This is a genomic window from Bartonella sp. CL63NXGY, assembly GCF_042194905.1.
Taxonomy (GTDB): domain Bacteria; phylum Pseudomonadota; class Alphaproteobacteria; order Rhizobiales; family Rhizobiaceae; genus Bartonella.
In genome coordinates this window covers 13,794-36,985 of record NZ_JBHINK010000002.1, presented here as the reverse complement: position 1 = coordinate 36,985, position 23,192 = coordinate 13,794, and the positions used below count along the sequence as shown (strand labels likewise).

Below are 23,192 nucleotides of genomic sequence, written 5' to 3'. Positions count from 1 at the left end.
ATATATAACACATAATAAGATATTGCATAAAATTTTTTAAAAAATATTTTTGTAATTATTACTGTTACTTTTTTACAATAATATTTATAAAAAATTACAGTTATATTTTTATATGTATTTTTATTATTGACTAAAAATACATATTGAAATATATAAATTATATATAGTGTGAGATACATAAACATTATGTATATTTCTTACATATATAACTTAAAAATATTTGAGGTAAAGTTATGATAAAAATATTTAAAAATTATATCTTAAGCATTTTTATAGCGAGCACTTTTTTTATTTCACAAACTGTAAATGTTAATGCAAACTATTTGAAAAATGATACTCCAAAAGAGGAACTTTCTGTTTTCCCAATGGAACAAGTAAAATATGCGACATCCGATGTAGTTTCTACGACTGCTTTCTATGTTCCATCTGTAAATTATCAAACAGAAAATGGAACAACTGGTAAAGGAAAATTAGAAAAGGTCGTTGCGCCTATGACTATAGGAATGGGACTATTGTTTACTGGATATGCAATGAGCTTTATAGGATCGATAATAAGTTGGATAAAGGACATAGTATTGATGTTCAAATAATTCAACCTCATCTAGAACTCTAGAATATTGGCTTCATTATGTATCTATAATTTATTGTAAATAATTACATAATGAAGCTCATCTTTCTGCAAAATATAAATGTTGTAGATTATATCCAAATATCCAAAGTATAAATTTACGCATATATATAAAAAAAATATTTGAGGTAAATTATGATTAAATTATTTAAAAATCATATATTAAGTATTTTCATTATGTCTGCCTTTTCTCTTTCTCAGGTTGTAAATGTACATGCAAACTCTTTGCAAAATAGTACTCATCGTGAGAATATTTCTGTTTCTACAATAGAGCAGAAAAGAAAGGCTGCAGTCCATACCGTTTCTCTCTATAGACCCAGTCTAAATCTTGGAGTGGATAATGAAACTACTATTGAAGGAAAATTTGAAAAGGTCGTTGAACCTCTTACAATCGGGAATTTTGGTATGGGGATGGCACTTGGATATGCATCAAGTACGATAGGCATGTTTTTAGGATGGATAATAAGTAAAATAATATCGTATTTTAAATCTCGTTAAAATTGAAATTTCATCAGAATAAAACCTTCTCATATGAAATATAAACTATGGATATATTCTGTGTTGATCGATTGTTGATGACAAAAAACTAATGAATTATCACACTAAAAATGAAAAAAGCTTTAAATGCTTCTGTTTCTCTCAATGTGCACTAATTCTGCCGATGCATCTATTCAATTCAGATTAAAATAAAAGTAAAAGTATTGGTGAAAAATTATGATTAAAGTATTGAAAACTTACGTATTAAATATTTTAATAGCAGTTTCTTTTTTGCTTTCACAAGTTATAAATGTTCATGCCAATCATTTGAAAAATGATACTCAATGGGAAACTGTCTCTTTAATAGAACAAGGAAAGAAAAAAGCTATCGATATAGCTGCTCTTTATGTCCCAAGTTTCACTCATAAAGCAAAAAGTGAAACTGCCATTGAAGGAAAATTTGAGAAAGTATTTGAACCAATTACGCTAGGAATTTTTTCTACAGTAGGAGCTTTGGGTTTTGGATTCTTGACTGGATTTGTTATGTCCATATTTAGCGGGACAATCGGATGGGCAATAGGAAAAATTAAAGGCAAATAATTCAAAGATACTCAGTATTTTTTCTATTAAAACGAGAACAATTTACAGCCTGCTTCACATCATTTAGCAGGCTGTTGTATGTTTTCTATGGATAAACTTTAGGTTACCATACTGTATAGCACAAATATAATATCTATTATTATACAAAATGATAAATTAAGCTAAAAAAAGATTATTCAAAGTATAGATTTGCGCACGAAATGCCATAAAATTACCTTATAAATCTTCCAGTGTGAATTCTGAGATGTATCATTTTAACATTCGGTTTAACAGCTTTAATTGTTACAAAGTATTAAGAGCATAAAATATAACTATGAATGATTGAGTTATACAAAAGTTCTTCAGTAGGTACCATTCTATCTATTTAATTTTATTATTTAAGAAGGTGTACAAGTGAAGATACGTTGTAAAATTTAAGTGAATGAATAATAGAGAGGAAATTTTCGTCTGCAAAAGATTTTCTGTGAATATTTGACGTTTATATCTCAAAAATAAAAATGCTTAAGACTATTTCCTTTCATTATTGAGTTAAAAAGAAGAAAAAAAGCTCTATCCATTTAATAATTTAAATATTATGAAAAACGTGAAATAAATAACTTCACCAATTTGCCAGAAATAAAAAAAGGATAAGACTTATGGAATATATCAGCACGAGAGGTGAAGCTCCTGCTTTAAGCTTTACGGAAACAATCATGACAGGGTTGGCAAGTGATGGGGGACTTTATTTGCCAGATAAATTTCCTCAGCTATCATTTGATGCGTTACGAGCACTTCGTGGTCAGTCCTATACAACAATTGCTAAAACTATTCTGTGGCCCTTTGTGAATAACGAAATCGAATATACAGCTTTTGAAAATATGATCGCTGAATCTTATGCAACCTTTCACCATCCAGCAATCTGTCCGTTACGACAAACTGGAGCAGATGAATTTATCCTTGAACTCTTTCATGGTCCTACTTTAGCTTTTAAAGATGTAGCAATGCAGTTTCTTTCTCGACTGATGGATTATGTTTTGACTGAAAAAAATAGATGTGCAACGATTATTGCTGCAACATCAGGTGATACAGGTGGAGCTGCGATACAAGCTTTTGCTGGAAAAGAACACTCAGATATTTTTATTTTATTTCCTAAAGGACGTGTATCACCTGTTCAACAACGGCAAATGACAACCAATCAATGTTCAAATGTTCATGCCATTGCCATTGAAGGAAATTTTGATGATTGCCAAGCCCTTGTCAAAGCAATGTTTAATGACCACAATTTTCGTACAAAAAGAGCACTTTCAGGTGTGAATTCTATAAATTGGGCGCGTATCATGGCGCAAATTGTTTACTATTTTTCATCTGCACTTTCTTTAGGAGCTCCTGATAGAGCTGTTTCATTTACTGTTCCTACTGGAAATTTTGGTGATATTTTTGCAGGTTATGTCGCAGCCCGTATGGGATTACCCATTGCTCAACTGGTCATCGCAACGAATGATAACGACATCCTTGTACGTACATTGACCAGTGGTACTTATGAAACACAACCAATAGTCCATACAACATCACCTTCTATGGATATTCAGATCTCTTCTAATTTTGAACGTTTGCTCTTTGAAAGTGGCAATCGTGATCCAATCTGGATTCGCAATGCAATGGAAAACTTGAAAAAAACGGGGCTCTTTACTCTTGATGAAAAGCAACTCAAAAATATTCGTTCCCTATTTTCCGCCGGGAAAAGCAACATGGCTACAACAGCTCAAACAATTGATAGTGTCTATAAGGAAAGTGGCTATCTTGTTGATCCACATACAGCGGTTGCTCTTCAAGTAGCGCGTGAAAACAAAAAACCGCATATTCCAATGATCGTTCTTGCCACGGCTCATCCAGCTAAATTTCCTGATACGATTAAAAGCGCTTGTGGCCTTCATGCTCCATGGCCATCTCATCTCAATGATGTAATGAAACACGAAGAACATTTTATAAGTCTTGCTAATGATGAAAAAATAGTAAAAGATTATATTTCTTTAAAATCGCGTGCATCTTATTAAAGTTAGCTGCATTAATTTAAATCAAGAATATTCTAATACCTTTACAATGAGGTATTTAGCTTATTAATGGAGTTGTAAATACATGGATGTAGATATATGTCGCCTTAATAATGGTTTGACTATCGCCACACATACAATGCAACAAATTGATAGTGTTGCCCTCGGGATATGGGTTAAAGTGGGCTCACGCAATGAAACCTCCACACAGCATGGTATTGCTCATCTTCTTGAGCATATGGCTTTTAAAGGAACCGAAAACCGCACTGCTTTTCAAATTGCAACCGATATTGAAGATGTTGGCGGTGAAATAAATGCTACAACCAGTATTGAAACAACAGCTTACTTTGCACGTGTACTTAAAAGCGATATCCCTCTTGCTATAGATATTTTAGCCGATATTTTAATGCATTCAAAATTTGACGACAATGAACTAGAACGAGAAAAACAAGTAATATTTCAGGAAATTGGTGCTGCCCATGACACCCCTGATGATATTGTTTTTGATCATTTTACAGAAACAGCCTTTCGTCATCAATCCCTTGGGCGCTCTATTTTAGGAACAGCTAAAACTATTCAATCATTTACATCTACTGATCTCCATGATTTCATCAATAAACAATATAGTGCAGATCGTATGATTGTCGTTGCAGCAGGAGCTGTAAAGCACGAAAGTTTCGTGCGAGAAGTTGAAAGTCGTCTTGGTACTTTTCGCTCCCATTCAACCGCACCTCTTACTAATCTTGCAAATTATGTCGGTGGCGACTTTCGTGAATATCGCGATTTAATGGATACACAAGTTGTTCTAGGGTTTGAAGGACGCGCTTATCACGCGCGTGATTTTTATGCGGCCCAAATTCTTTCAATCATTCTTGGTGGTGGTATGTCTTCACGTCTTTTTCAAGAGGTAAGAGAGAAACGTGGATTATGCTATTCTATTTATGCTTTTCATTGGGGATTTTCAGATACTGGACTTTTTGGTGTTCACGCAGCTACCGGACAAGACGGGCTCAAAGAACTTATTCCTGTGATTCTTGATGAACTTTCCAAGGTCAGCAAAAATATTCACGCTAATGAACTACAACGAGCACAAACGCAATATCGTGCGAACCTGACAATGTCACAGGAAAATCCTTCTAGTCAAGCACATCTCATTGCTCGCCAAATACTCCTTTATGGTCGACCAATTCCAATATCGGAAACAATTGAACGCCTCAATCTCATTACTCCTAAAAGATTAACTGATTTAGCACATCGTCTTTTTACAAACTCCACACCAACACTAACTGCTGTCGGACCTGTAGGACCCCTCATAAATTTTGATGATTTAACGTCAACTCTTTCATACAAGCTAAAGTAAAAACTTCTTTTCAAAGCAGCATCACAATAACATCACATATTTTATCATAAAATTTACCACAAAAGCTCTTCTCATTAAATAAGTTTTGGAAATATTGGGCAAAGAGGCGTACAAAACTACCCAATTCATACTTCATGTGATAAAGATTCTAATGAGTGAAGGTATATCCGTGAAATCTGGAAATTTATGGTTTAACTTTGCCCTTTTAAAATATAAAACTTCATTCGCTTCAAGTTCTATTGGAGCAAATGGGTATGTGGTTTATTTGTATATAAAATCACACAACTTAAGAAAAAGTGATAACAATTTATTATGTAAATAAATTATAAAAGGTGGACGTTTTTTCTCAAAAATCGAAATGAAAATTAAACATCCTAAAATATTGAGAGTGGGACATTGTGAAGAGTTTGCGTAAAATAATTGACATCATTTTCATTGTAGTCGTTAGTTCTTTTGTCCATCTTACATCAGCACAAGCAATTGAGCCAGTTAAAATTTCTTCTCAAGATGCTGCTCTTGATCTCTCAAAAGCAATTGAAATTCACCATACAAACAACTCTATTTTTCAAACAAGTACAGCGCCAGGACCAGATGGTATTGTATGGCGTATTGAAGTGCAGGCAAAAAATGAAAAATTTTCCGGAAATTGGGCAGTTTTTTCTCTTGCAAATCCAACAGATGAACAAGTTGATCGTCTCATTGTTGCCCCCCATTACCGCATGGCACGTTCTGGATTTTTTTGGCCAGACCTTGGATCAGCAAGGATTCAATCCATAACGCCAAGCGAAGGTTTTTCCCTCGATCGTCAACTTAGTGCAAACTCTGATATCTTTCGTATTACTCTTAACCCTGGTGCTGTTGTTACATTTGTGGCCGAACTTAACTCTGCAAATCTACCGCAAATCTATTTATGGCAACCTGAAGCTTATAAAGATGCAATTAATTCTTATACGCTTTATCATGGTATTCTTCTTGGGATATCAGGTCTCTTAGCGCTTTTGTTAACTGTTCTCTTCGTCGTCCGTGGAACAGGGCTGTTTCCTGCAACAGCTGCTGTTGCTTGGGCAGTGCTTTTTTATATTGGTATTGACTTCAACTTTTTAAATAAATTCTTTGCAGTTACACTCACAACACAACCAATCTGGCGTGCTGGTACAGAAGTAGCTCTTACTGCTACACTCTTCATTTTTCTTTTTACCTATCTCAGCCTTAACCGCTGGCATTATCATTTTAGTTACGGTGCTATCGCTTGGACCATTGCCTTTTGCAGTCTAGGAGCCTTTGCTATTTATGATCCCATCAGAGCAGCTGGAATTGCGCGTTTGTCTTTTGGCCTTACCGCTGTGCTTGGTATAATATTAATCATCTATTTCTCAATCAGAAGCTATGACCGCGCTATTATGCTTATTCCAACATGGTTGCTCATTAGCTTTTGGTGTGTTGGAGCCTATGCTTGCATAGCTGGACATTTAAACAATGATATTATCCAGCCAGCATTAGCGGGGGGATTAGTGCTCATTGTTCTTCTCATAAGCTTTACTGTCCTGCAACAAACTTTTTCTAATGACGCTTTCCATGAAGGAATATTTTCCGACCTTGAACAACAAGTACTCGCAGCAAAGGGAGCTGGAAATATTATTTGGGATTGGAATATCGAGCGTGACCGTATTGTTGTACATCCAAACATGGCAACCCTTTTTGGTACTGAAATTCATAACCTCAATGGACCTATGCGCAACTGGATTTCAGCCTTGCACCATGATGATCGTGAACGCTTTCAAGCTGTATTGGATATCATTCTTAAAAATAAAAAAGGGCGCATTGATCAAATTTTTCGTCTTTCTTCCGGTGGTGGTTATTATCATTGGTTTTCTCTTCGTGCACGTCCGGCTATGCAAAAAGATGGAAAAATCACACGTGTCATTGGAACCATTGTCAATATTACTAACCATAAAAAATCCGAAGAACGCTTATTGCATGATGCAATCCACGACAGCTTAACCGGACTTCCTAACCAACAAATTTTCTTTGATAGACTACAAAATTATACCTCTTTAGCGAAAGCAAATATCAAAATTAGACCGACTGTCTTTATGATTGATTTTGACAATTTTCGCCAAATTAATCGCAAATTAGGCATAGCAGTTGGGGATACTGTACTGCTTATAATCGCACGTCGTTTAAATCGTCTCATTAACTTTCAAGACACCTTATCGCGTCTTTCAGCAGACCGCTTTGCAATTATTTTACTTAGTGAAACCGAACCACAAAAAATTGCAGCATTTGCAGATCATTTGCACAAAACAATTTCAGCACCTATTTCACTTTCAGAAAACAAAATAATCCTTTCAACCTCTATCGGATTGGTTACATGGAGTGAAAGCCGATCGACGGCTAAAGATATTTTTAATGATAGTGAATTAGCGATGATTCGCGCAAAACAAATGGGTGGAAACCATATTGAACCTTTTCGTCCTAATTTTCGCACTTTGGGTCTCGAACATAATACTCTGGAGAAAGATGTTCATTATGCCATAAAACGTAATGAGATGAAAATCCTCTACCATCCTATTCTTAATTTATCAGACGGACATATTATTGGTTTTGAAACAATTGTAGAATGGCATCATCCCACTTATGGAAATTTAAATGTCTCTGATTTCATAAAAATCGTAGAAAATGAACAAATTGTTATGGATTTGTCACAATTTATCATCGATAATGCCATTATTGATCTTATAAATGTACAAGAAAAGTTTTCCCAACAATCTTTCTTTATTTCAATTAATTTACCAAGCGCAGAAATGATTCATCCTCGTTTTATCAGTCAATTGCGTGCCGCTTTGCTTCGCCATCCGCTCCACAAAGGGCGTCTGATGATTGAAATATCTGAATTTGTCTTAAGAAATAATCCTGAACAATCAGCGCACTTTCTTGAACAAATTAAAACACTTGGAATGAATCTCGCACTCGATAATTTTGGAACAGGTTATTCGTCTCTGACCTATCTCGTACGTTATCCATTTGATATGGTTAAACTTGATCGTTCACTTATCTCAATCGACTCTCTTAAGAAGAAAATTGTTCTAAAGTCTATCATTAATATGGCAACAGATCTTAATTTGCAAATTATCGCAGAAGGTGTTGAAAATGAAAAAGAAGCAATCTTTCTTCGTCAAGAAGGCTGTAAATATGTTCAAAGTACACTTGTGACGAAACCGATTGCCATAGAAGAATTAATTACACTCGTTCAGAGCCATTTCCCTTATAAAATAAAAACATAATGGATAAAATAACGTGTAAAGTTAAAAAGCTTAGAAAAAACTCTACGCGTGTCCCATTTCAGAAGCAAGATAAGTTGGATCGATACCCATGCGTGTTAAACTTTTATCATATTTGCAGCTTAAATCGCTTTCAAAAAGAAAACTAGGTGATGTAGAACTGATTAGCCAACCATTTGTAGAAATTTCTGCCTCAAGTTGCCCCGCTTTCCATCCAGCATAGCCTAATGCGACCAGTGCATGTTGCGGACCTTGTTCGCAACTGATCGCTTTTAATATATCAATTGTCGCAGTAAAACAGATCTTATCTGCAATAAAAACAGTTTCTTCACAAGCATAATCATCTGAATGAAGGACAAAACCACGCAAAGGATCAACAGGACCACCATAGCGAACTGGAAACTGTTTTATTGGTTCAGAAAGACTTTTTTTTTGGCCACTGTCTATGACTCCCAAATGAAGCAAAAGCTCTGGAAAATCAATATGATGCAATTGATTAAGAATGATGCCCATCGCACCGGCATCAGAATGCGCACAAATATAAATAACAGAACGAATAAAGCGTTTGTCATTCATCCCAGGCATTGCTATGAGTAATTGTCCACCTAAAAAGCCATTACACCGCTTCATTAATCTGTTATTCTCCATAATTTACATGATAAAAGTTTGTTCATTTAGCACACTAGGAAAATAAAACTCCAATGAAAAAAAGTCGTATATTTACAAATTTACAAAATATCGCAACTTTCTTTTATAAAAAGCTTTTCGTTACTTTAAGCTTAACATTCATAGTTTTAGAATTACTTAACATTCCTGTAAATGCTCAAACAGAACAAAAACTCCAGCTTTTCGCAACATCTTGGTATGAATCAGATGGTGGTCGTATCCGATTAGCGATCACTGAACCTTCTCTTTCTGGAATAAGAGAAGGCATTATTGAAATTGAGCTTAAACCAGGATGGAAAACTTACTGGCGTAATCCAGGTAATTCTGGCATGGCACCATTTTTTAATTTCAACCAACAGATTTCTTATGAAATCTTTTATCCTACTCCACAGCTTTTTGAAACAGAAAATGATTGGTCATTAGGTTATAAAGATAAAGTAATATTGCCCTTCAATCTTTCTGGTTCAAGCAAAAATTTAAGTGGTGCTTTCACTCTTGGATTATGTAATAAAATCTGTCTTCCATTTACTATTAACTTTGATTTTTCGCCATCTGCTCTTAAAAATAAACATCTTCCTGCTTCCTTCTTAAAAAAGGCGCAAGATTCTTTGCCCCGCATGATGCAGAATGCACTAAAAATAAGTGCCGAAAAAAATAACAGTACCCTTCTTATAAAAATACAAAATAACAACAAAACTACACCTTCCTCTCTCTTTTTAGATGGAGGAGAAATGCAAATTGGAGCAGCAAGAAAAGTCAGTGATAACGCAGAATATACACTCTTCAGTGCTCCACTCTATTTCGCACCAGAAGAAATAAACCAAAAAATTTTTTATACAATTTCTTTTAAAGATCACGCCTTAAGTGGAACATTCATATTCCATACGCAGCCAACCCCGCTTGCGACTCCGTGATAAAAGAAAAAGCTCCCAAACAGCAATTATGCTGGAAAACGTCCATTTTCACGATATTGAGTAATTGCTTTGCGAGCAAGGGCATCTGCGCGTTCATTTTCTGGATGTCCCGCATGCCCTTTTACCCAGTGCCATCTGACTGTATGACAAGAACTAGCATCCTCAAGAGCTTGCCATAGCTCCATATTTTTAACAGGACTTTTTGATGCGGTGCGCCAATTATTCTTTTTCCAATCTTCAATCCACTTAGATATACCGTTACGCACATAAACTGAGTCTGTATAAAGATCGACCAAACAGGACTCTTTAAGCGCCTTTAATGCACAAATAGCCGCCATGAGTTCCATTTGATTGTTTGTCGTATGAACCTTACCGCCATAAAGCTCCCGTTCATGACCATTCCAGCGTAAAATTGCCCCCCATCCTCCAATTCCAGGGTTCCCTGAGCAAGCACCATCTGTATAAATTTCAACGACTTTTTGTTGAGTTGCCATAAAATTTAAAAACCTAATTCACTTAGCGAATTTACATTACTGAAAAAACAAAGCTTGTGCCAATACTCCCATGGATCTTTCTTAATAACAAAGCTATTAGGCGGTGTATTAAACCAATCATATAGACGTGTGAGTAAGAAACGTAGAGACGCACCACGAGCTAATAAAACCATCTTGTCCAATTCTAAAGGGATCAATGGTCTTATTTTTTGATAACTTTCCAATAACTTACGTGCTTTGGTAAGATTATAGGAATGATCAGGCTCAAAGCACCAAGCATTTAAACAGATCGCTAAATCATAAGCAAAAAAGTCATTACAAGCAAAATAGAAATCTATCATCCCAGAAAGACGATGATTCACAAAAAAGACGTTATCATTAAATAGATCTGCATGAATAATGCCTATTGGTAAATTGAACGGCCAATTTTTCTGTAAAAAAGCCAATTCCAACTCAATTTTTTGTCCAAATTCTTTTAACAATGCATCTTCTTTGGTTTGACAACGTTGCCACAAGACCTTCCAATCCATAACAGAAAGAGTATTTTTACGACTAAGTGTAAAATCCTGTCCTGCTAAATGTAATTGTGCGAGCCCCATCCCCACTTCGCCACAATGATCTATATTGGGCTGGCTGATCCACTCTCCTTCCAGAAAAGTAATAATAGCGGCAGGACGTCCTGCTAGTTCACAGATCATCATTCCATCATTTTGAATAACAGGTTGAGGACAAGGAATTCCACGCTGTCCTAAATGCTGCATCAAGCGACAAAAAAAAGGTAAATCATCTTTTGAAATACGCTTTTCATAAAGTGTTAAAATAAATCGCCCTTGTGTTGTCTCTAACATAAAATTAGAATTTTCAATCCCCTCCTCTATACCTTGATAAGATAAAAGTGATCCTATTGCATAACGTGTTAAAAACACTTTTAAATCATTTGGGTGAATATCTGTATAAACGGCCATTATTCTGCTTTCGTTGTAGACATGTTTGTATTCTGATTTTTATTTTTTGCATTATTTGCTTGACCATTGACGAAAGCCATATCTTGAGACGTTAAAATGACGTCACGTAATTCGCGACTCACTAAAAATTTTTCCGTTTCTACCGCTGTTTCAGCTAATTCTATTGTGACATCATAACGCTCACGAAATGCTGAAATAATTTCATCAATAATAATTTCAGGAGCCGAAGCCCCTGCTGAAAGACTGACAATAGAAAGAGATTTTAGGTTTTCAAAATTAATTTCATCAGCGCGCTGAACTAAAATAGCTTGCCGCGCACCAGACTTTTCGGCAACCTCTACTAAACGTCGTGAATTAGAAGAATTTGGTGCTCCAACAATCAAAAACAAATCGCTCCCCTTTGCCGCTGCTTTAACCGCATCTTGTCGATTCGTTGTAGCATAGCAAATTGACTCAGCCGCTGGGGCTGCTAATGTAGGAAAACGTTGTTGTAATATATCGATAATTCCTGCAGTATCTTCAACAGAAAGCGTTGTTTGTGTCACAAATCCTAATTTATCTGGATCATTGGGTTGATAATGCAAAGCATCTTCTATCGTTTCAATAAGCGTCACAGCCCCTTCTTCAAGCTGTCCCATTGTCCCTATCACCTCAGGATGACCAGCATGACCAATCAATATAACATGACGACCATGACGTTGATGTCGTATCGCTTGTTTATGCACTTTCGAGACCAACGGACATGTTGCATCGAGATAAAACAAATTATAGCATCGCGCTTCTTCTGAAACAGATTTTGGTACACCATGAGCAGAAAAAACAACCGGTTGATTGCGATGTTCTTCTGGAATCTCATCAAGTTCTTCGACAAAAACAGCTCCCCGTTGCTGTAATCCCTCAACCACGTAGCGGTTGTGTACAATTTCATGACGAACATATACTGGAGCACTATATTTTTTTAATGCAAGCAGAACAATCTGGATAGCACGATCAACCCCTGCACAAAATCCACGTGGACCACAAAGACGTATCGTTAAAGGGGGAAGTCCAGACATAAATCATCCTTAATCTCTATAGTTTTAGCTATATATTCAAACAACCTATTATTATACATGAATAAGCAATGTAAAAAAACGCGCAATATCATCTTTTGCATAAGAACAGACTCTATCGTGTTTTCTTACAGAATTTTCTTGAAGAAAAGCTCTTTTTAAATTTGCTTTTTCATTTTATTTGCCTAAAGAGCGATAAAATACCAAACAAGAGATTCAATCAAAAGAACTCCAAAGATAGCTGCCAAATAGAGTAACGAAAAGAAAAACGTTTTTTTGGCCATCAAAATAGTTTCATTATGTGTATCAGCTTTCCATAAACGATAGGCAAAATAAATAAAGATAATGCTTAAAATTGTTGAAAAAATAGCATAAAAAATTCCGCCAAGACCAATAAAGCAAGGAGCAGCAGCACATAATGCCATCAAAATAGTATAAAATAAAATCTGTTTTTTTGTTGAATGTTCACCTCGTACATTAGGCATCATAGGGATGCCTGCAGCCTCATAATCAAGAGATGAAAATAAAGAAAGAGACCAAAAATGGGGGGGGGTCCACATAAAAATGATCAAAAATAATAAAAAGCTATCAATACTCACTGTCCCTGTTGCCGCGGCCCATCCAATCATTGGTGGAAAAGCCCCAGAAGCACCACCAATAACAATATTTTGTGGTGTGATACGCTTTAACCAAATTGTATAGATAACGACATAAAAGAAAATCGTAAAAGCAAGAAAAAATGCCGCAAACCAATTAATGAAGCTCCCCATAACCAATACCGAGAGCATAGAAAGAACCATGCCAAAAATAAATGCCTTTTGAGAGCTGATTTTACCCATGGGAATGGGACGCTTTTTAGTCCGTTCCATCACAGCATCAATGTCAGCATCATACCACATGTTCAGTGCTCCCGCACCACCGCCACCAGCAGCAATACATAAAATTGCTAAAAAACCATACCACGGATTGATAGGAACAGGAGACACCATCAAACCAACTAAAGCCGTAAAGATCACAAGAGACATAACACGTGGCTTTAATAATGTGATATAATCACTAATAGTGGATTTTGGTGGCGTTGATTTACCATTCACAACCGATAACTTTTCTGAAACTGACATTCCACTCAAAGCCCTTTTCCATTTCTGTCATTCACAAACCCAATATTATCTGACAAATATTATCTAGCGTATGGAAATGACCAATTAAGACCAATCGTATTTTTGAGAAAATATGAAATATCTCTTTCGCACGTATACCCTAAAAGTAGATGAAAATACTGGCAATAAAAACACATTTTTTCAATCAACGTTCTTTCCCATATTACAAGTGTATCATAAAAATATATCCTATGAATTAATATATTTGGGTAAATACTGATTTTGTGTTATAGTTTTTTATAGGGAATTCATTTTTTATGTAAATCTATGCATGGTTGTGAGTGTTGAGTCGGATAGGATTTTCTGTGATACTTTATAAATTACTCAAAAAAACTTTTTTTATTGGCACTGTTTTTTACACACTTTATAGTAGTTTTATCAGTCATGCATTTGCACAAACACCCTATGCGCAAAGTGTCCCTGCTCCACAAACCTATGGTGCATGGACAAAAGTTTGTTCTCTACCACCAGGTACACCTAACATGCAGTGTGAAGTTGTACAAAACGTTCACACACAAGGGCGTCAAGATATTACCTTGCGCGTTACATTTTATAAACTTCCTCAAAAGCAAGGTGCCTTGATGCGTGTTTTTGTTCCGATTCGCGTTGAATTACGTCCTGGCGTTGGAATTAAAATTGACGATAAAAATATGGGCAGAATGGAATATCGTCGTTGTCTTGGTGATAATTGTGTTGCTGAAGCCTTTCTTAAAGAAGACATATTGCAGCTCTTTTTAAAAGGAAAAATGGCAACCTATTTTATCTTTACAACTCCGGAACAAGGGATTGGAGGTTTTGTTGACCTTCATGGTCTTGGCGACGCCTATGCAACCTTACCAACATGAGTGAAATCAATACACTTTAAACGATTGAAATTTCATCGTATATTTTGAAAGATTCTTAAAATTAGATTGATAAAAATCTTCTAAGCCCCCATAAAAATAGGATAATTCTTATGAAATCGCTGATTGATCATTTTGATATTGCTTCCTCTAAAGTGCAATCACTTGTACAGGAAACACTTCATCATGCTGATGATGGTGAGCTTTACCTTGAGTACACAGAAAGCGAAGCTCTTTTATTTGATAATGGGCAGCTTAAAAACGGCTCATTTCATCAAGATATGGGATTTGGACTACGCGTTGTTGCTGGAGAGGCTACTGGATATGCTCACTCTAGTGAGTTATCAGCTGCTGCACTCAAACGTGCCAGTGAAGCTGCTAAAGCTGTTACCTATAATAATCATGCAGGGCCTTATAGTATAGCACCTCAACAAACAAACAAAAGACTTTATCAACCGCATAATCCCCTTGATGCTCCATCATTTGAAGAAAAAAGTGCTCTTTTGCAAAAAATTGATGCCTATTTACGTGCTAAAAATGATAAATTGCATCAAGTGACTGTTTCTCTTTCCGGCTCGCTACAACATGTTGAAATTTTACGTGCAGATGGTTATTTGGTTCGTGATATTCGTCCCCTTGTGCGACTTTCTATATCTGTGGTCGTAGCTGAAGGCAATCGACGTGAAAATGGTTTTTATGGGTGTGGAGGGAGACAAGCATTTAACCAATTTATTCATGAAGACAATTGGAAGAAAGCTGCAGATGAAGCCTTACGTATGGCTTTAACAAATTTAGAAGCAGAAGCAGCACCTGCTGGATCTTTTGATGTTGTCTTAGCCAACGGATGGCCTGGTGTTATGCTCCATGAAGCCGTAGGTCATGGTTTAGAAGGTGACTTTAACCGTAAAAAAACATCCGCTTTTGCTGGACTTTTAGGACAACAAGTTGCAGCAAAAGGTGTTACAGTTGTTGATGACGGAACAATTCCACAATGCCGTGGCTCTCTCACTGTTGATGATGAGGGGACCCCTTCAGGATATAACGTTCTCATTGAAGATGGAAAGCTCGTTGGTTTTATGCAAGACAGGCTTAATGCACGGCTTATGGGAGGTAAATCAACTGGAAATGGACGGCGTGAATCTTATGCTTATGCACCAATGCCACGAATGACCAATACAATCATGCTAGGAGGAGATAAAACACCTGAAGAAATCCTTTCTTCACTTAAAAGTGGTATCTATGCTGTTTCATTTGGTGGAGGACAAGTTGATATTACTTCTGGAAAATTCGTCTTTGAATGTACTGAAGCATACCGAGTAGAAAATGGTAAAATTTGTGCACCAATCAAAGGGGCAACTCTTATTGGAAATGGACCGGATGCTATGAAACGTATCACAATGATTGGTAATGATAGTAAACTAGATAATGGTATTGGTATGTGTGGAAAAGCTGGCCAAAATGTCCCTGTTGGTGTTGGCCAACCTCACCTTCGAATCAATAATATGACAATCGGTGGAACTGCGCTTATAGAGGAATAAGCTTGCTCATTCCTTCCCCGTATTGCCTCCTTCTCGTCTATTACGACCATTTTGTGAGGGGGTACAATGCATTGATTTATAAAGATAATCTAGCGTTATTCATATTGTATTAGAACCTTGAATACCGTAAGATTCTCTCATTTTAAATCTGTGTCTGTTGAACCAATCAAAATCATTCGTTTATACATTACAGGCAGGGAGAGTTATATGGATAAAAACTGTACAAGAAAGAACTAAAGATTCTTCTTATGGACCGTCTCAAGTACCAAGAATTTTAGAAACATTGGGAGATGGCAAATATAACGATGGAACAGGCTTATTCAGATACATATTCTTCGTAATCCATTCGTCTTTTTTGTGGTTTTTTTGTGTGGGGTAACTTGTCTTTTATATTTCATAATAAAAAAGCACTTTCTACATTCAGTGCTCTTAGATCAACGAGAAAAAGGTTATTATTATAGATAAATTTTGGAGAGATTTTATAATAATACTCAGGTAAACTTTTAAAAAAAATTAGGCTAAAGTTTCCAACCTTTCTTTTTTTTCTTTTTGCTCAAAACAGCAACAATTTCGACATGTGGTGACCATAAAAATTGATCGATCGGTATGATTTTTTCTACTGTATACCCCCCTGCAACAAGAAGAGATAAATCACGAGCAAATGTAGTAGGATTACAAGAAATTGCCACAACACGTGATACTGTTGTCTTCGCTAATTCACGTACTTGTTGCTCTGCACCAGCACGGGGAGGATCAAAAACAACACTCTCAAAACATTCAAGTTCCTTTACAGAAAGGGGATGTCGGAAAAGATCACGTTTTTCACAAGTGACCGTTTTTAAACCAGTCGCAAAACGTGCTGCTGTATTTAGATTTCTTAATGCATCTTCATTATTTTCTACTGCATGAACACTCATCTTTTTTGCCATACGCAAGGTAAATGTTCCTACCCCTGAAAACAAATCAACAGCATTCTTTGCTTTTTTTAAATGAGTCAAAATAATATTGCCCATTATATTTTCCGCTTCACAAGTTGCTTGCAGAAAACCACCAGAAGGAAATTCAACACGGACATCTCCAAAGTAAATCTCTGGTTTTTCTCGTTCAACCAAAACTTCACCGTCAACAGATAAACGTATAATCCCATATGAAAGAGCAGCACTGATCATTTTCTGACGAAGTGATTCATGGTGTATAATGCAACCGCTTAAAGCAACATCTAAACCATTTTCAACACATGTTATCGTAACATGAAACCGTTTGGCAGAGTTCTTTAGAAAAGCACAGAGCTCTTTGATATTATGCAACTGAGAAATAAGCTCTGGACGGCTTACTGGGCATTCCTCAAGAGCTACAATCTCATGAGAGAGATAACGGTTAAAACCAACTTTTTGCCCCTGTGGGGTCATGGATGCTGTTAGAGTAATCCGCCGTCGGCTATAAGGTTTACATTCTATTAAAGGCGCAACAACATTATTAAGTCCATACTTTTTAAGCGCCTCAACAACCAATTGTTGTTTCCATACGCGATAAGCATCCATATGCCAATGCTGAAGAGTACACCCTCCACATTCTCCAAAATGCTGACAAAGAGTATCAATGCGTTCTGATGATTTTTCTTTTAATGCTATATATGTTGCATATTTTCCATGAACAGTAATTTCAGCACACTCTCCTGGTAAAGTAAAAGGAACAGAAACGAAGCCGTGAGACATCTTAGCAATACCATAACCATTTACTCCGATATGATCGATTATGACATTGTCATTCACTCTTGTTTTTCTCCGAATAGTAAATATTCCACGTTGCCATCACCACCTGTAATAGGGGAAGAAATTAAACCTTTTGCACTCCACCCTGTTTGTGTATTTAACCAAACAAAAAGTGCCTCAGCAGTTTCTTTAGCACTTGATGGACTTAATATTCCTCCCTTACTAAAATGTTTACGACCAACCTCAAACTGAGGCTTTACCAGTAAAACAGCTTGGGCACCCTTCTTGGCTAAAGACAACACGGGAGGCAATGCAAGTTTGAGCGAAATAAAGCTAACATCTGAAACGATAAGATCAATTTCTCGCCCACCTAAATGTTCCTGTTTAAAATCTCTGACATTCAAGCATTCTAATAACGTTATAGCACTGTTGCCCAATAAACGTTTATCAAATTGATGATGCCCAACATCAACGGCAATAACATGATCTGCTCCACGCTCTAAGAGAACTTGCGTAAAACCACCTGTTGATGCACCAACATCAATGGCTGTCACTTTATCTGTTATAATTGGAAATGCATCAAGTGCAGCAATCAATTTTAACGCTGCCCGAGAAACATAATTCTGCGCTGGATCACAAACGGTAATCTCTGCATCATCAAAAACGATTTGCCCAGCTTTAAAAACGATTTCTCCGTTAACTTTAACAGTTTGGCGCATAACAGCATCACGTGCGCGTGAACGTGTCTTAAAAAAGTTTTTTTCAACTAAAAGAATATCGAGTCTTTTTCTGGCAGCCATCTCATACTCGAATTTTTTATCCTGTTCGAATCTCGCGGTCCAAAGCTGTAAAAACCGTGTTGACAATGCCCATAGCATCAAGCCCGATACGTGAAAGAACTTTTTCTGGTGAGCCTTGATTCAAATATTCATCTGGAAGTTGTAGTGTACGAACTTTCAAACCATGCTCTAAGAGCCCTTCTTGCGCTAAAAATTGTAATATGTGCGCTCCAAATCCACCGATTGCCCCTTCTTCAATTGTCACCAATACCTCATGCTCACGTGCCAAACGACGCATCAAATCCTTATCTAAAGGTTTTGCAAACCGTGCATCTGCAACCGTTGTAGATAACCCTTCAACCTCCAACGCATCAGCAGCTTGCAACACTTCTGACATCCGCGTTCCAAAACAAACCAAAGCGATCTTATTCCCTTCACGCAGAACGCGCCCTTTTCCAATTTCTAATAACTCACCACGTTGCGGTAAATCTATACCAATCCCCTCACCACGCGGATAACGAAAAGAAATTGGTCCCTGATCATAAGCTGCAGCTGTACGCACCATATGCATCAATTCAAGCTCATCAGAAGGTGCCATAACAACAAACTCAGGAAGAGTGGACAAAAAAACAATATCAAAACTTCCAGCATGTGTTGCGCCATCTGCCCCCACAAAACCTGCTCGGTCAATAGCAAAACGTACCGGTAATTTTTGAATTGATACATCATGAATAATTTGATCATAAGCACGCTGTAAAAAAGTAGAATAAATTGCAACAAAAGGCTTATACCCTTCACAAGCAAGTCCTGCCGCAAAAGTTACGGCATGTTGCTCAGCGATACCAACATCAAACATTTTTTCAGGAAATTTTTTCGCAAAAGAATCAAGACCTGTCCCTGTTGGCATCGCTGCTGTTATGCCAACAATCTTATCATCATGGTGAGCTTCTTCTATTAAAGCTTTAGAAAATACCTTGGTATAGGGTAGAATATTACTTGATGCTTTAACCTGTTTTCCTGTCGTGACATCAAAACGATTAACACCATGATATTTATCAGACGAGGCCTCTGCAGGTGGATATCCCTTTCCCTTATGGGTTACAACATGCACCAAAACAGGACCATTAGGATATTCACGAACATTTTTAAAAACAGGCAATAAATGCCCCAAATTGTGCCCATCTATGGGTCCAACATAATAAAAGCCAAGCTCATCAAATAAAGTTCCCCCAACCAAAAGTCCACGCGCAAATTCCTCTGAACGACGGGCCTTATCCAAAAAAAACTTTGGCAATTTTTCGCTCAACATCTTTACGCGTTCACGCAAATGACGATAAGAAGGACGAGACACTAATCGTGCAAGATGTGCACTCATAGCACCTGTAGGTGGTGCTATAGACATATCGTTATCATTAAGAACAACAATCAAGCGCGCATTCAAAACACCAGCGTTGTTCATTGCTTCATATGCCATACCCGCAGACATTGCACCATCACCAATGACAGTTATGATATTGCGTCTTGTCTCTGCTTTCAAAGCACTTGCCACCGCCATGCCAAGCCCCGCTGAAATAGAAGTAGATGAATGCCCCGCTCCAAATGGATCATACACACTTTCTGAACGTTTTGTAAAACCAGATAATCCGCCCTCTTGACGTAATGTGCGAATTTTTTCTCTACGCCCCGTTAAAATCTTGTGTGGATAGGTTTGATGACCAACATCCCAAATAATCCTATCCTCTGGTGTATTAAAAATATAATGTAATGCAACAGTGAGCTCAACAACACCAAGTCCCGCCCCAAGATGACCACCTGTTACAGAAACCGCATCAATTGTTGCTGTCCGCAACTCATCAACCAACTGTACCAAATCAGACTCATGCAATGCCCGCAAATCTTGCGGAAAACAAACACGGTCAAGCAATGGTGTTAGGACCTGAGACAAAAAAAATCCTTTCTATTATCTTAACTCAAGAAAACGCAACGAAATACATCTTCTCTACTCTTATTTACAGTTTTGCATCTTTTTTTACTGAAAAATGCTCTTTTCTATTGAGATGAACTATAATTTCCTCATTTTTAAATTATTATATAAAAAAGAAATCAATAAATTTTTCTGTTTATAAACTAAGGTTATTGCATCTCTTAAGTCCCACAATAAATATCCAAAAAGATTTAATATTATTTAGCATCAAGTGGTTCTACTCCTTCTGGAGAACCTTCTTCTGAAAACTGGATTTTTTCAACTTTAGCTTCAGCAACTCTTAAGAGTTTTTCACAATGCTTTTTAAGCGCTTCACCGCGTTCATAAATATCAATGGATTGTTCCAAAGGCACATCGCCACGTTCCAAATTTTCGACAATAACTTCAAGTTGCTTAAGCGCTTGCTCGAAACTTAAGGTCGTAATATCTCCCTCTTGTATCTCTTTTTTCATATGAACCTCAAAAAATATCTGTTCTGGATATACGAATTCCAAAACCTTCCAAACCTACATAATGGCGCTCTTTAGAAGCATAAACAATAACAGAGCCTATTCCTAAATATTTTAAAATTTGTGATCCTAAACCAATTTTGCGCCATTCTTCTTCGCGTTCAATCGCCTGCACATGGTTTTCTGAACTGTCTCTTGCCATGTTTTGAATATCAATAGTTGATTGTATAACAGATCCTTCACGCAAATAAATAAATACGCCACGTTTTTCTTTTTCCATCATACGCCGCATCATCACCATAATATCTGAAGTTTGACAAAAAACGTCATTTATAATGTTTTCATGATGTAAATACACAGGAATATCCTCCCCCTCACGGACATCACCAAAAACAATTGCAATATGCTGAACGGCTTCCCAAGGGAGTTGATAACTTTGAATAATAGCGGGACCTACAAATGTTTCAATAGGCATTTCTCCAACATTTTTGATCAATATTTCCTTACGTTGGCGGTAAGCAATTAAATCTGCAACCGTTATAATATGCAACCGATGTTCTTGCGCAAATTTCATAATCTGATCGCCATGTTTAACGCTTCCATCATCATTAACTAACTCACCGATAACACCAACCGGCGGCAAATTAGCTAATTTACATAAATCAACAGCCGCCTCTGTGTGACCTGAACGCATGAGCACCCCCCCTTCATGCGCAATCAAAGGAAAAACATGCCCTGGACGAACAAAATCATCCGCACTTGCATTTGAATTCGCAAGATTACGTACAGCTAATGTACGGTCATGTGCTGAGATCCCTGTTGTTATGCCGTGTTTAAAATCAACAGTAACCGTAAATTGTGTCCCATGTGCAGAGTTATTATCTGGTACCATAGGAGAAAGATTAAACCGTTTTGCTTCTGTTTTTGGCATAGGTGTGCACACAATACCTGTTGTGTGACGAAGAATAAACGCCATCTTTTCTTCTGTACAATGCGCTGCAGCAACAGTTAAATCACCCTCATTTTCACGGTCATCATCATCTGTTACCACAACAATTTCACCGTGTTCAAAAGCTTTAAGTGCAGAAACAATTTTTTTTTCATCATACGCCATTGTTCACCTTCTCAATCACCCAACTTGACCGCGATGTCTTAGATAATGGTCAGCAATAGCACAAGCAACCATCGCTTCACCAACAGGAACGGCACGGATCCCAACACATGGATCATGACGCCCCTTTGTTATAACGTTTATATCATGACCATCAACATCAATAGAGCGACGAGGTGTTAAAATTGATGAAGTAGGCTTTACAGCAAAACGTGCAACAATTGGCTGTCCACTCGATATTCCCCCTAAAATACCTCCCGCATGATTTGATAAAAAAAGCGGTTTTCCATCATTTCCCATTCGCATTTCATCGGCATTTTCTTCTCCACTCAAGCGGGCTGCCGCAAAACCATCACCAATTTCCACACCTTTTACCGCATTAATCGACATAAGTAACGAGGCAATATCTTGATCAAGCTTTGCGTAAATAGGGGCTCCTAAACCTGCCGGAACATTTTCTGCAACGATCTCAACAACCGCTCCAACAGATGTCCCCTCTTTACGGAGTTTACTGATATAATCACTAAAAATGTGAACCATCTCTGCATCAGCTGTAAAAAAAGGATTATTATCAACCTCTGACCAATCCCAACGATCACGATTAATATTATGAGGACCAATTGCTATCACTGCTCCTCGTACAATCAAACCAGGAACGATTTTACGAGCAAATGCACCAGCTGCAACACGTGCTGCCGTCTCCCGTGCCGAAGCACGTCCCCCGCCTCGAAAATCACGAATGCCATATTTAATATCATAAGTATAATCCGCATGTCCTGGACGATACTGATGGGCAATCGAGCTATAATCCTTCGAACGCTGATCTGTGTTTCGAATCAACAGAGAAATTGGTGTACCTGTTGTCACCAATGTCGTCCCATCGTCTTGAACAACAACTCCTGAAAGGACCTCTACTTTATCTGGTTCTCGGCGCTGCGTTGTATATTTTGATTGTCCTGGTTTGCGTTTATCAAGATAAGCTTGAACTTCTGCAAGAGTAAAAATAATTCCAGGTGGACAACCATCAATGACACAACCAAGAGCAGCACCATGACTTTCACCCCATGTTGTTACACGAAACAAATGACCAAATGTATTATGCGACATGAAAAAGATCCGTTTCTCTGTCAAATATTACAACGACAACGCA

20 protein-coding genes are annotated in these 23,192 nt (G+C 37.1%); 9 read left to right on the top strand and 11 right to left on the bottom strand.

All coding sequences use genetic code 11. From position 1 onward, the window contains the following. Positions 1-233 precede the first annotated feature (233 nt). The 6 genes from ACFIK0_RS01305 to ACFIK0_RS01280 all read left to right on the top strand — a co-directional run bounded on the left by ACFIK0_RS01305 (position 234) and on the right by ACFIK0_RS01280 (position 8,379). Positions 234-590, top strand: coding sequence for a hypothetical protein (locus ACFIK0_RS01305; protein WP_375663369.1), 357 nt, complete (start codon positions 234-236; stop codon positions 588-590). Positions 591-763: 173 nt separating this feature from the next. Further along, the gene (locus ACFIK0_RS01300; protein WP_375663368.1) at positions 764-1,126 is read left to right on the top strand and encodes a hypothetical protein; all 363 of its coding nucleotides are present in this window, start codon (positions 764-766) and stop codon (positions 1,124-1,126) included. A 216-nt stretch (positions 1,127-1,342) separates the two neighbouring features. Beyond that, positions 1,343-1,705: a hypothetical protein gene (locus tag ACFIK0_RS01295; protein ID WP_375663367.1), complete on the top strand. Its 363-nt coding sequence runs from the start codon at positions 1,343-1,345 to the stop codon at positions 1,703-1,705. A 635-nt stretch (positions 1,706-2,340) separates the two neighbouring features. After that, the gene (thrC, locus tag ACFIK0_RS01290) at positions 2,341-3,738 is read left to right on the top strand and encodes a threonine synthase (RefSeq protein ID WP_375663366.1); all 1,398 of its coding nucleotides are present in this window, start codon (positions 2,341-2,343) and stop codon (positions 3,736-3,738) included. Positions 3,739-3,820: 82 nt separating this feature from the next. Beyond that, positions 3,821-5,095 (top strand): M16 family metallopeptidase, encoded by a 1,275-nt coding sequence (locus ACFIK0_RS01285; protein ID WP_375663365.1) that lies wholly within the window; start codon positions 3,821-3,823, stop codon positions 5,093-5,095. Positions 5,096-5,493: 398 nt separating this feature from the next. Next, a complete protein-coding gene (locus ACFIK0_RS01280; RefSeq protein WP_375631388.1) occupies positions 5,494-8,379 on the top strand; it encodes an EAL domain-containing protein in 2,886 nt (961 codons plus the stop codon). A gap of 42 nt (positions 8,380-8,421) precedes the next feature. Here ACFIK0_RS01280 and ACFIK0_RS01275 read toward each other — a convergent pair whose 3' ends face one another. Then, entirely contained in the window at positions 8,422-9,006 is a 585-nt protein-coding gene (locus ACFIK0_RS01275) for a YqgE/AlgH family protein (RefSeq protein ID WP_375663364.1), read from the bottom strand. A 71-nt stretch (positions 9,007-9,077) separates the two neighbouring features. On the opposite strand from ACFIK0_RS01275, the gene ACFIK0_RS01270 reads away from it, so the two are divergent. Then, positions 9,078-9,956, top strand: coding sequence for a protein-disulfide reductase DsbD domain-containing protein (locus tag ACFIK0_RS01270; protein ID WP_375622303.1), 879 nt, complete (start codon positions 9,078-9,080; stop codon positions 9,954-9,956). Positions 9,957-9,982: 26 nt separating this feature from the next. Here ACFIK0_RS01270 and rnhA read toward each other — a convergent pair whose 3' ends face one another. From rnhA to cyoE, 4 genes are all read right to left on the bottom strand, one after another. Then, positions 9,983-10,450 (bottom strand): ribonuclease HI, encoded by a 468-nt coding sequence (gene rnhA, locus ACFIK0_RS01265; protein ID WP_375663363.1) that lies wholly within the window; start codon positions 10,448-10,450, stop codon positions 9,983-9,985. A gap of 5 nt (positions 10,451-10,455) precedes the next feature. Next, on the bottom strand, positions 10,456-11,415 hold the full coding sequence (locus ACFIK0_RS01260; RefSeq protein WP_375663362.1) for a homoserine kinase: 960 nt from the start codon (positions 11,413-11,415) through the stop codon (positions 10,456-10,458). Beyond that, positions 11,415-12,470 (bottom strand): 4-hydroxy-3-methylbut-2-enyl diphosphate reductase, encoded by a 1,056-nt coding sequence (gene ispH, locus ACFIK0_RS01255; protein WP_375663361.1) that lies wholly within the window; start codon positions 12,468-12,470, stop codon positions 11,415-11,417. Before ispH ends, ACFIK0_RS01260 begins: the two co-directional genes overlap by 1 nt. Positions 12,471-12,652: 182 nt before the next feature. Next, a complete protein-coding gene (gene cyoE / locus ACFIK0_RS01250; protein WP_273791365.1) occupies positions 12,653-13,588 on the bottom strand; it encodes a heme o synthase in 936 nt (311 codons plus the stop codon). Between the two features lie 344 nt (positions 13,589-13,932). Here cyoE and ACFIK0_RS01245 point away from each other — a divergent pair, with 344 nt between their 5' ends. Both ACFIK0_RS01245 and tldD read left to right on the top strand, forming a co-directional pair. After that, positions 13,933-14,472 (top strand): invasion associated locus B family protein, encoded by a 540-nt coding sequence (locus ACFIK0_RS01245; RefSeq protein WP_273791352.1) that lies wholly within the window; start codon positions 13,933-13,935, stop codon positions 14,470-14,472. Between the two features lie 110 nt (positions 14,473-14,582). Next, positions 14,583-16,007, top strand: a complete 1,425-nt coding sequence (gene tldD / locus ACFIK0_RS01240; protein WP_273791351.1) for a metalloprotease TldD — start codon at positions 14,583-14,585, stop codon at positions 16,005-16,007. Between the two features lie 518 nt (positions 16,008-16,525). On the opposite strand, the gene ACFIK0_RS01235 is transcribed toward tldD, so the two are convergent. From ACFIK0_RS01235 to aroC, 6 genes are all read right to left on the bottom strand, one after another. Then, positions 16,526-17,779: a class I SAM-dependent RNA methyltransferase gene (locus ACFIK0_RS01235; protein ID WP_375663360.1), complete on the bottom strand. Its 1,254-nt coding sequence runs from the start codon at positions 17,777-17,779 to the stop codon at positions 16,526-16,528. Next, positions 17,776-18,519 carry a TlyA family RNA methyltransferase gene (locus tag ACFIK0_RS01230; RefSeq protein WP_375637430.1) on the bottom strand — a complete coding sequence of 248 codons (744 nt, stop codon included), beginning with the start codon at positions 18,517-18,519 and terminating at the stop codon, positions 17,776-17,778. Before ACFIK0_RS01230 ends, ACFIK0_RS01235 begins: the two co-directional genes overlap by 4 nt. Before the next feature lie 16 nt (positions 18,520-18,535). Beyond that, a complete protein-coding gene (gene dxs, locus ACFIK0_RS01225; protein ID WP_375637431.1) occupies positions 18,536-20,443 on the bottom strand; it encodes a 1-deoxy-D-xylulose-5-phosphate synthase in 1,908 nt (635 codons plus the stop codon). Between the two features lie 236 nt (positions 20,444-20,679). Further along, a complete protein-coding gene (locus ACFIK0_RS01220) occupies positions 20,680-20,934 on the bottom strand; it encodes an exodeoxyribonuclease VII small subunit (RefSeq protein ID WP_273791347.1) in 255 nt (84 codons plus the stop codon). A 7-nt stretch (positions 20,935-20,941) separates the two neighbouring features. Next, on the bottom strand, positions 20,942-22,045 hold the full coding sequence (ribB, locus tag ACFIK0_RS01215; protein WP_375631382.1) for a 3,4-dihydroxy-2-butanone-4-phosphate synthase: 1,104 nt from the start codon (positions 22,043-22,045) through the stop codon (positions 20,942-20,944). Between the two features lie 15 nt (positions 22,046-22,060). Beyond that, a complete protein-coding gene (gene aroC, locus ACFIK0_RS01210) occupies positions 22,061-23,149 on the bottom strand; it encodes a chorismate synthase (RefSeq protein WP_375631381.1) in 1,089 nt (362 codons plus the stop codon). Between the last annotated feature and the right edge of the window lie 43 nt (positions 23,150-23,192).

Coding starts and splice junctions, on each gene's coding strand:
- rnhA (WP_375663363.1), bottom strand. CDS start 10,450: ATGGCAACTCAACAAAAAGTCGTTGAAATTTATACAGATGGTGCTTGC.
- ACFIK0_RS01300 (WP_375663368.1), top strand. CDS start 764: ATGATTAAATTATTTAAAAATCATATATTAAGTATTTTCATTATGTCT.
- ACFIK0_RS01285 (WP_375663365.1), top strand. CDS start 3,821: ATGGATGTAGATATATGTCGCCTTAATAATGGTTTGACTATCGCCACA.
- ispH (WP_375663361.1), bottom strand. CDS start 12,470: ATGTCTGGACTTCCCCCTTTAACGATACGTCTTTGTGGTCCACGTGGA.
- ACFIK0_RS01275 (WP_375663364.1), bottom strand. CDS start 9,006: ATGAAGCGGTGTAATGGCTTTTTAGGTGGACAATTACTCATAGCAATG.
- ACFIK0_RS01295 (WP_375663367.1), top strand. CDS start 1,343: ATGATTAAAGTATTGAAAACTTACGTATTAAATATTTTAATAGCAGTT.
- tldD (WP_273791351.1), top strand. CDS start 14,583: ATGAAATCGCTGATTGATCATTTTGATATTGCTTCCTCTAAAGTGCAA.
- ACFIK0_RS01230 (WP_375637430.1), bottom strand. CDS start 18,519: ATGGCTGCCAGAAAAAGACTCGATATTCTTTTAGTTGAAAAAAACTTT.
- ACFIK0_RS01220 (WP_273791347.1), bottom strand. CDS start 20,934: ATGAAAAAAGAGATACAAGAGGGAGATATTACGACCTTAAGTTTCGAG.
- ribB (WP_375631382.1), bottom strand. CDS start 22,045: ATGGCGTATGATGAAAAAAAAATTGTTTCTGCACTTAAAGCTTTTGAA.
- ACFIK0_RS01260 (WP_375663362.1), bottom strand. CDS start 11,415: ATGGCCGTTTATACAGATATTCACCCAAATGATTTAAAAGTGTTTTTA.
- ACFIK0_RS01270 (WP_375622303.1), top strand. CDS start 9,078: ATGAAAAAAAGTCGTATATTTACAAATTTACAAAATATCGCAACTTTC.
- thrC (WP_375663366.1), top strand. CDS start 2,341: ATGGAATATATCAGCACGAGAGGTGAAGCTCCTGCTTTAAGCTTTACG.
- cyoE (WP_273791365.1), bottom strand. CDS start 13,588: ATGTCAGTTTCAGAAAAGTTATCGGTTGTGAATGGTAAATCAACGCCA.
- ACFIK0_RS01305 (WP_375663369.1), top strand. CDS start 234: ATGATAAAAATATTTAAAAATTATATCTTAAGCATTTTTATAGCGAGC.
- aroC (WP_375631381.1), bottom strand. CDS start 23,149: ATGTCGCATAATACATTTGGTCATTTGTTTCGTGTAACAACATGGGGT.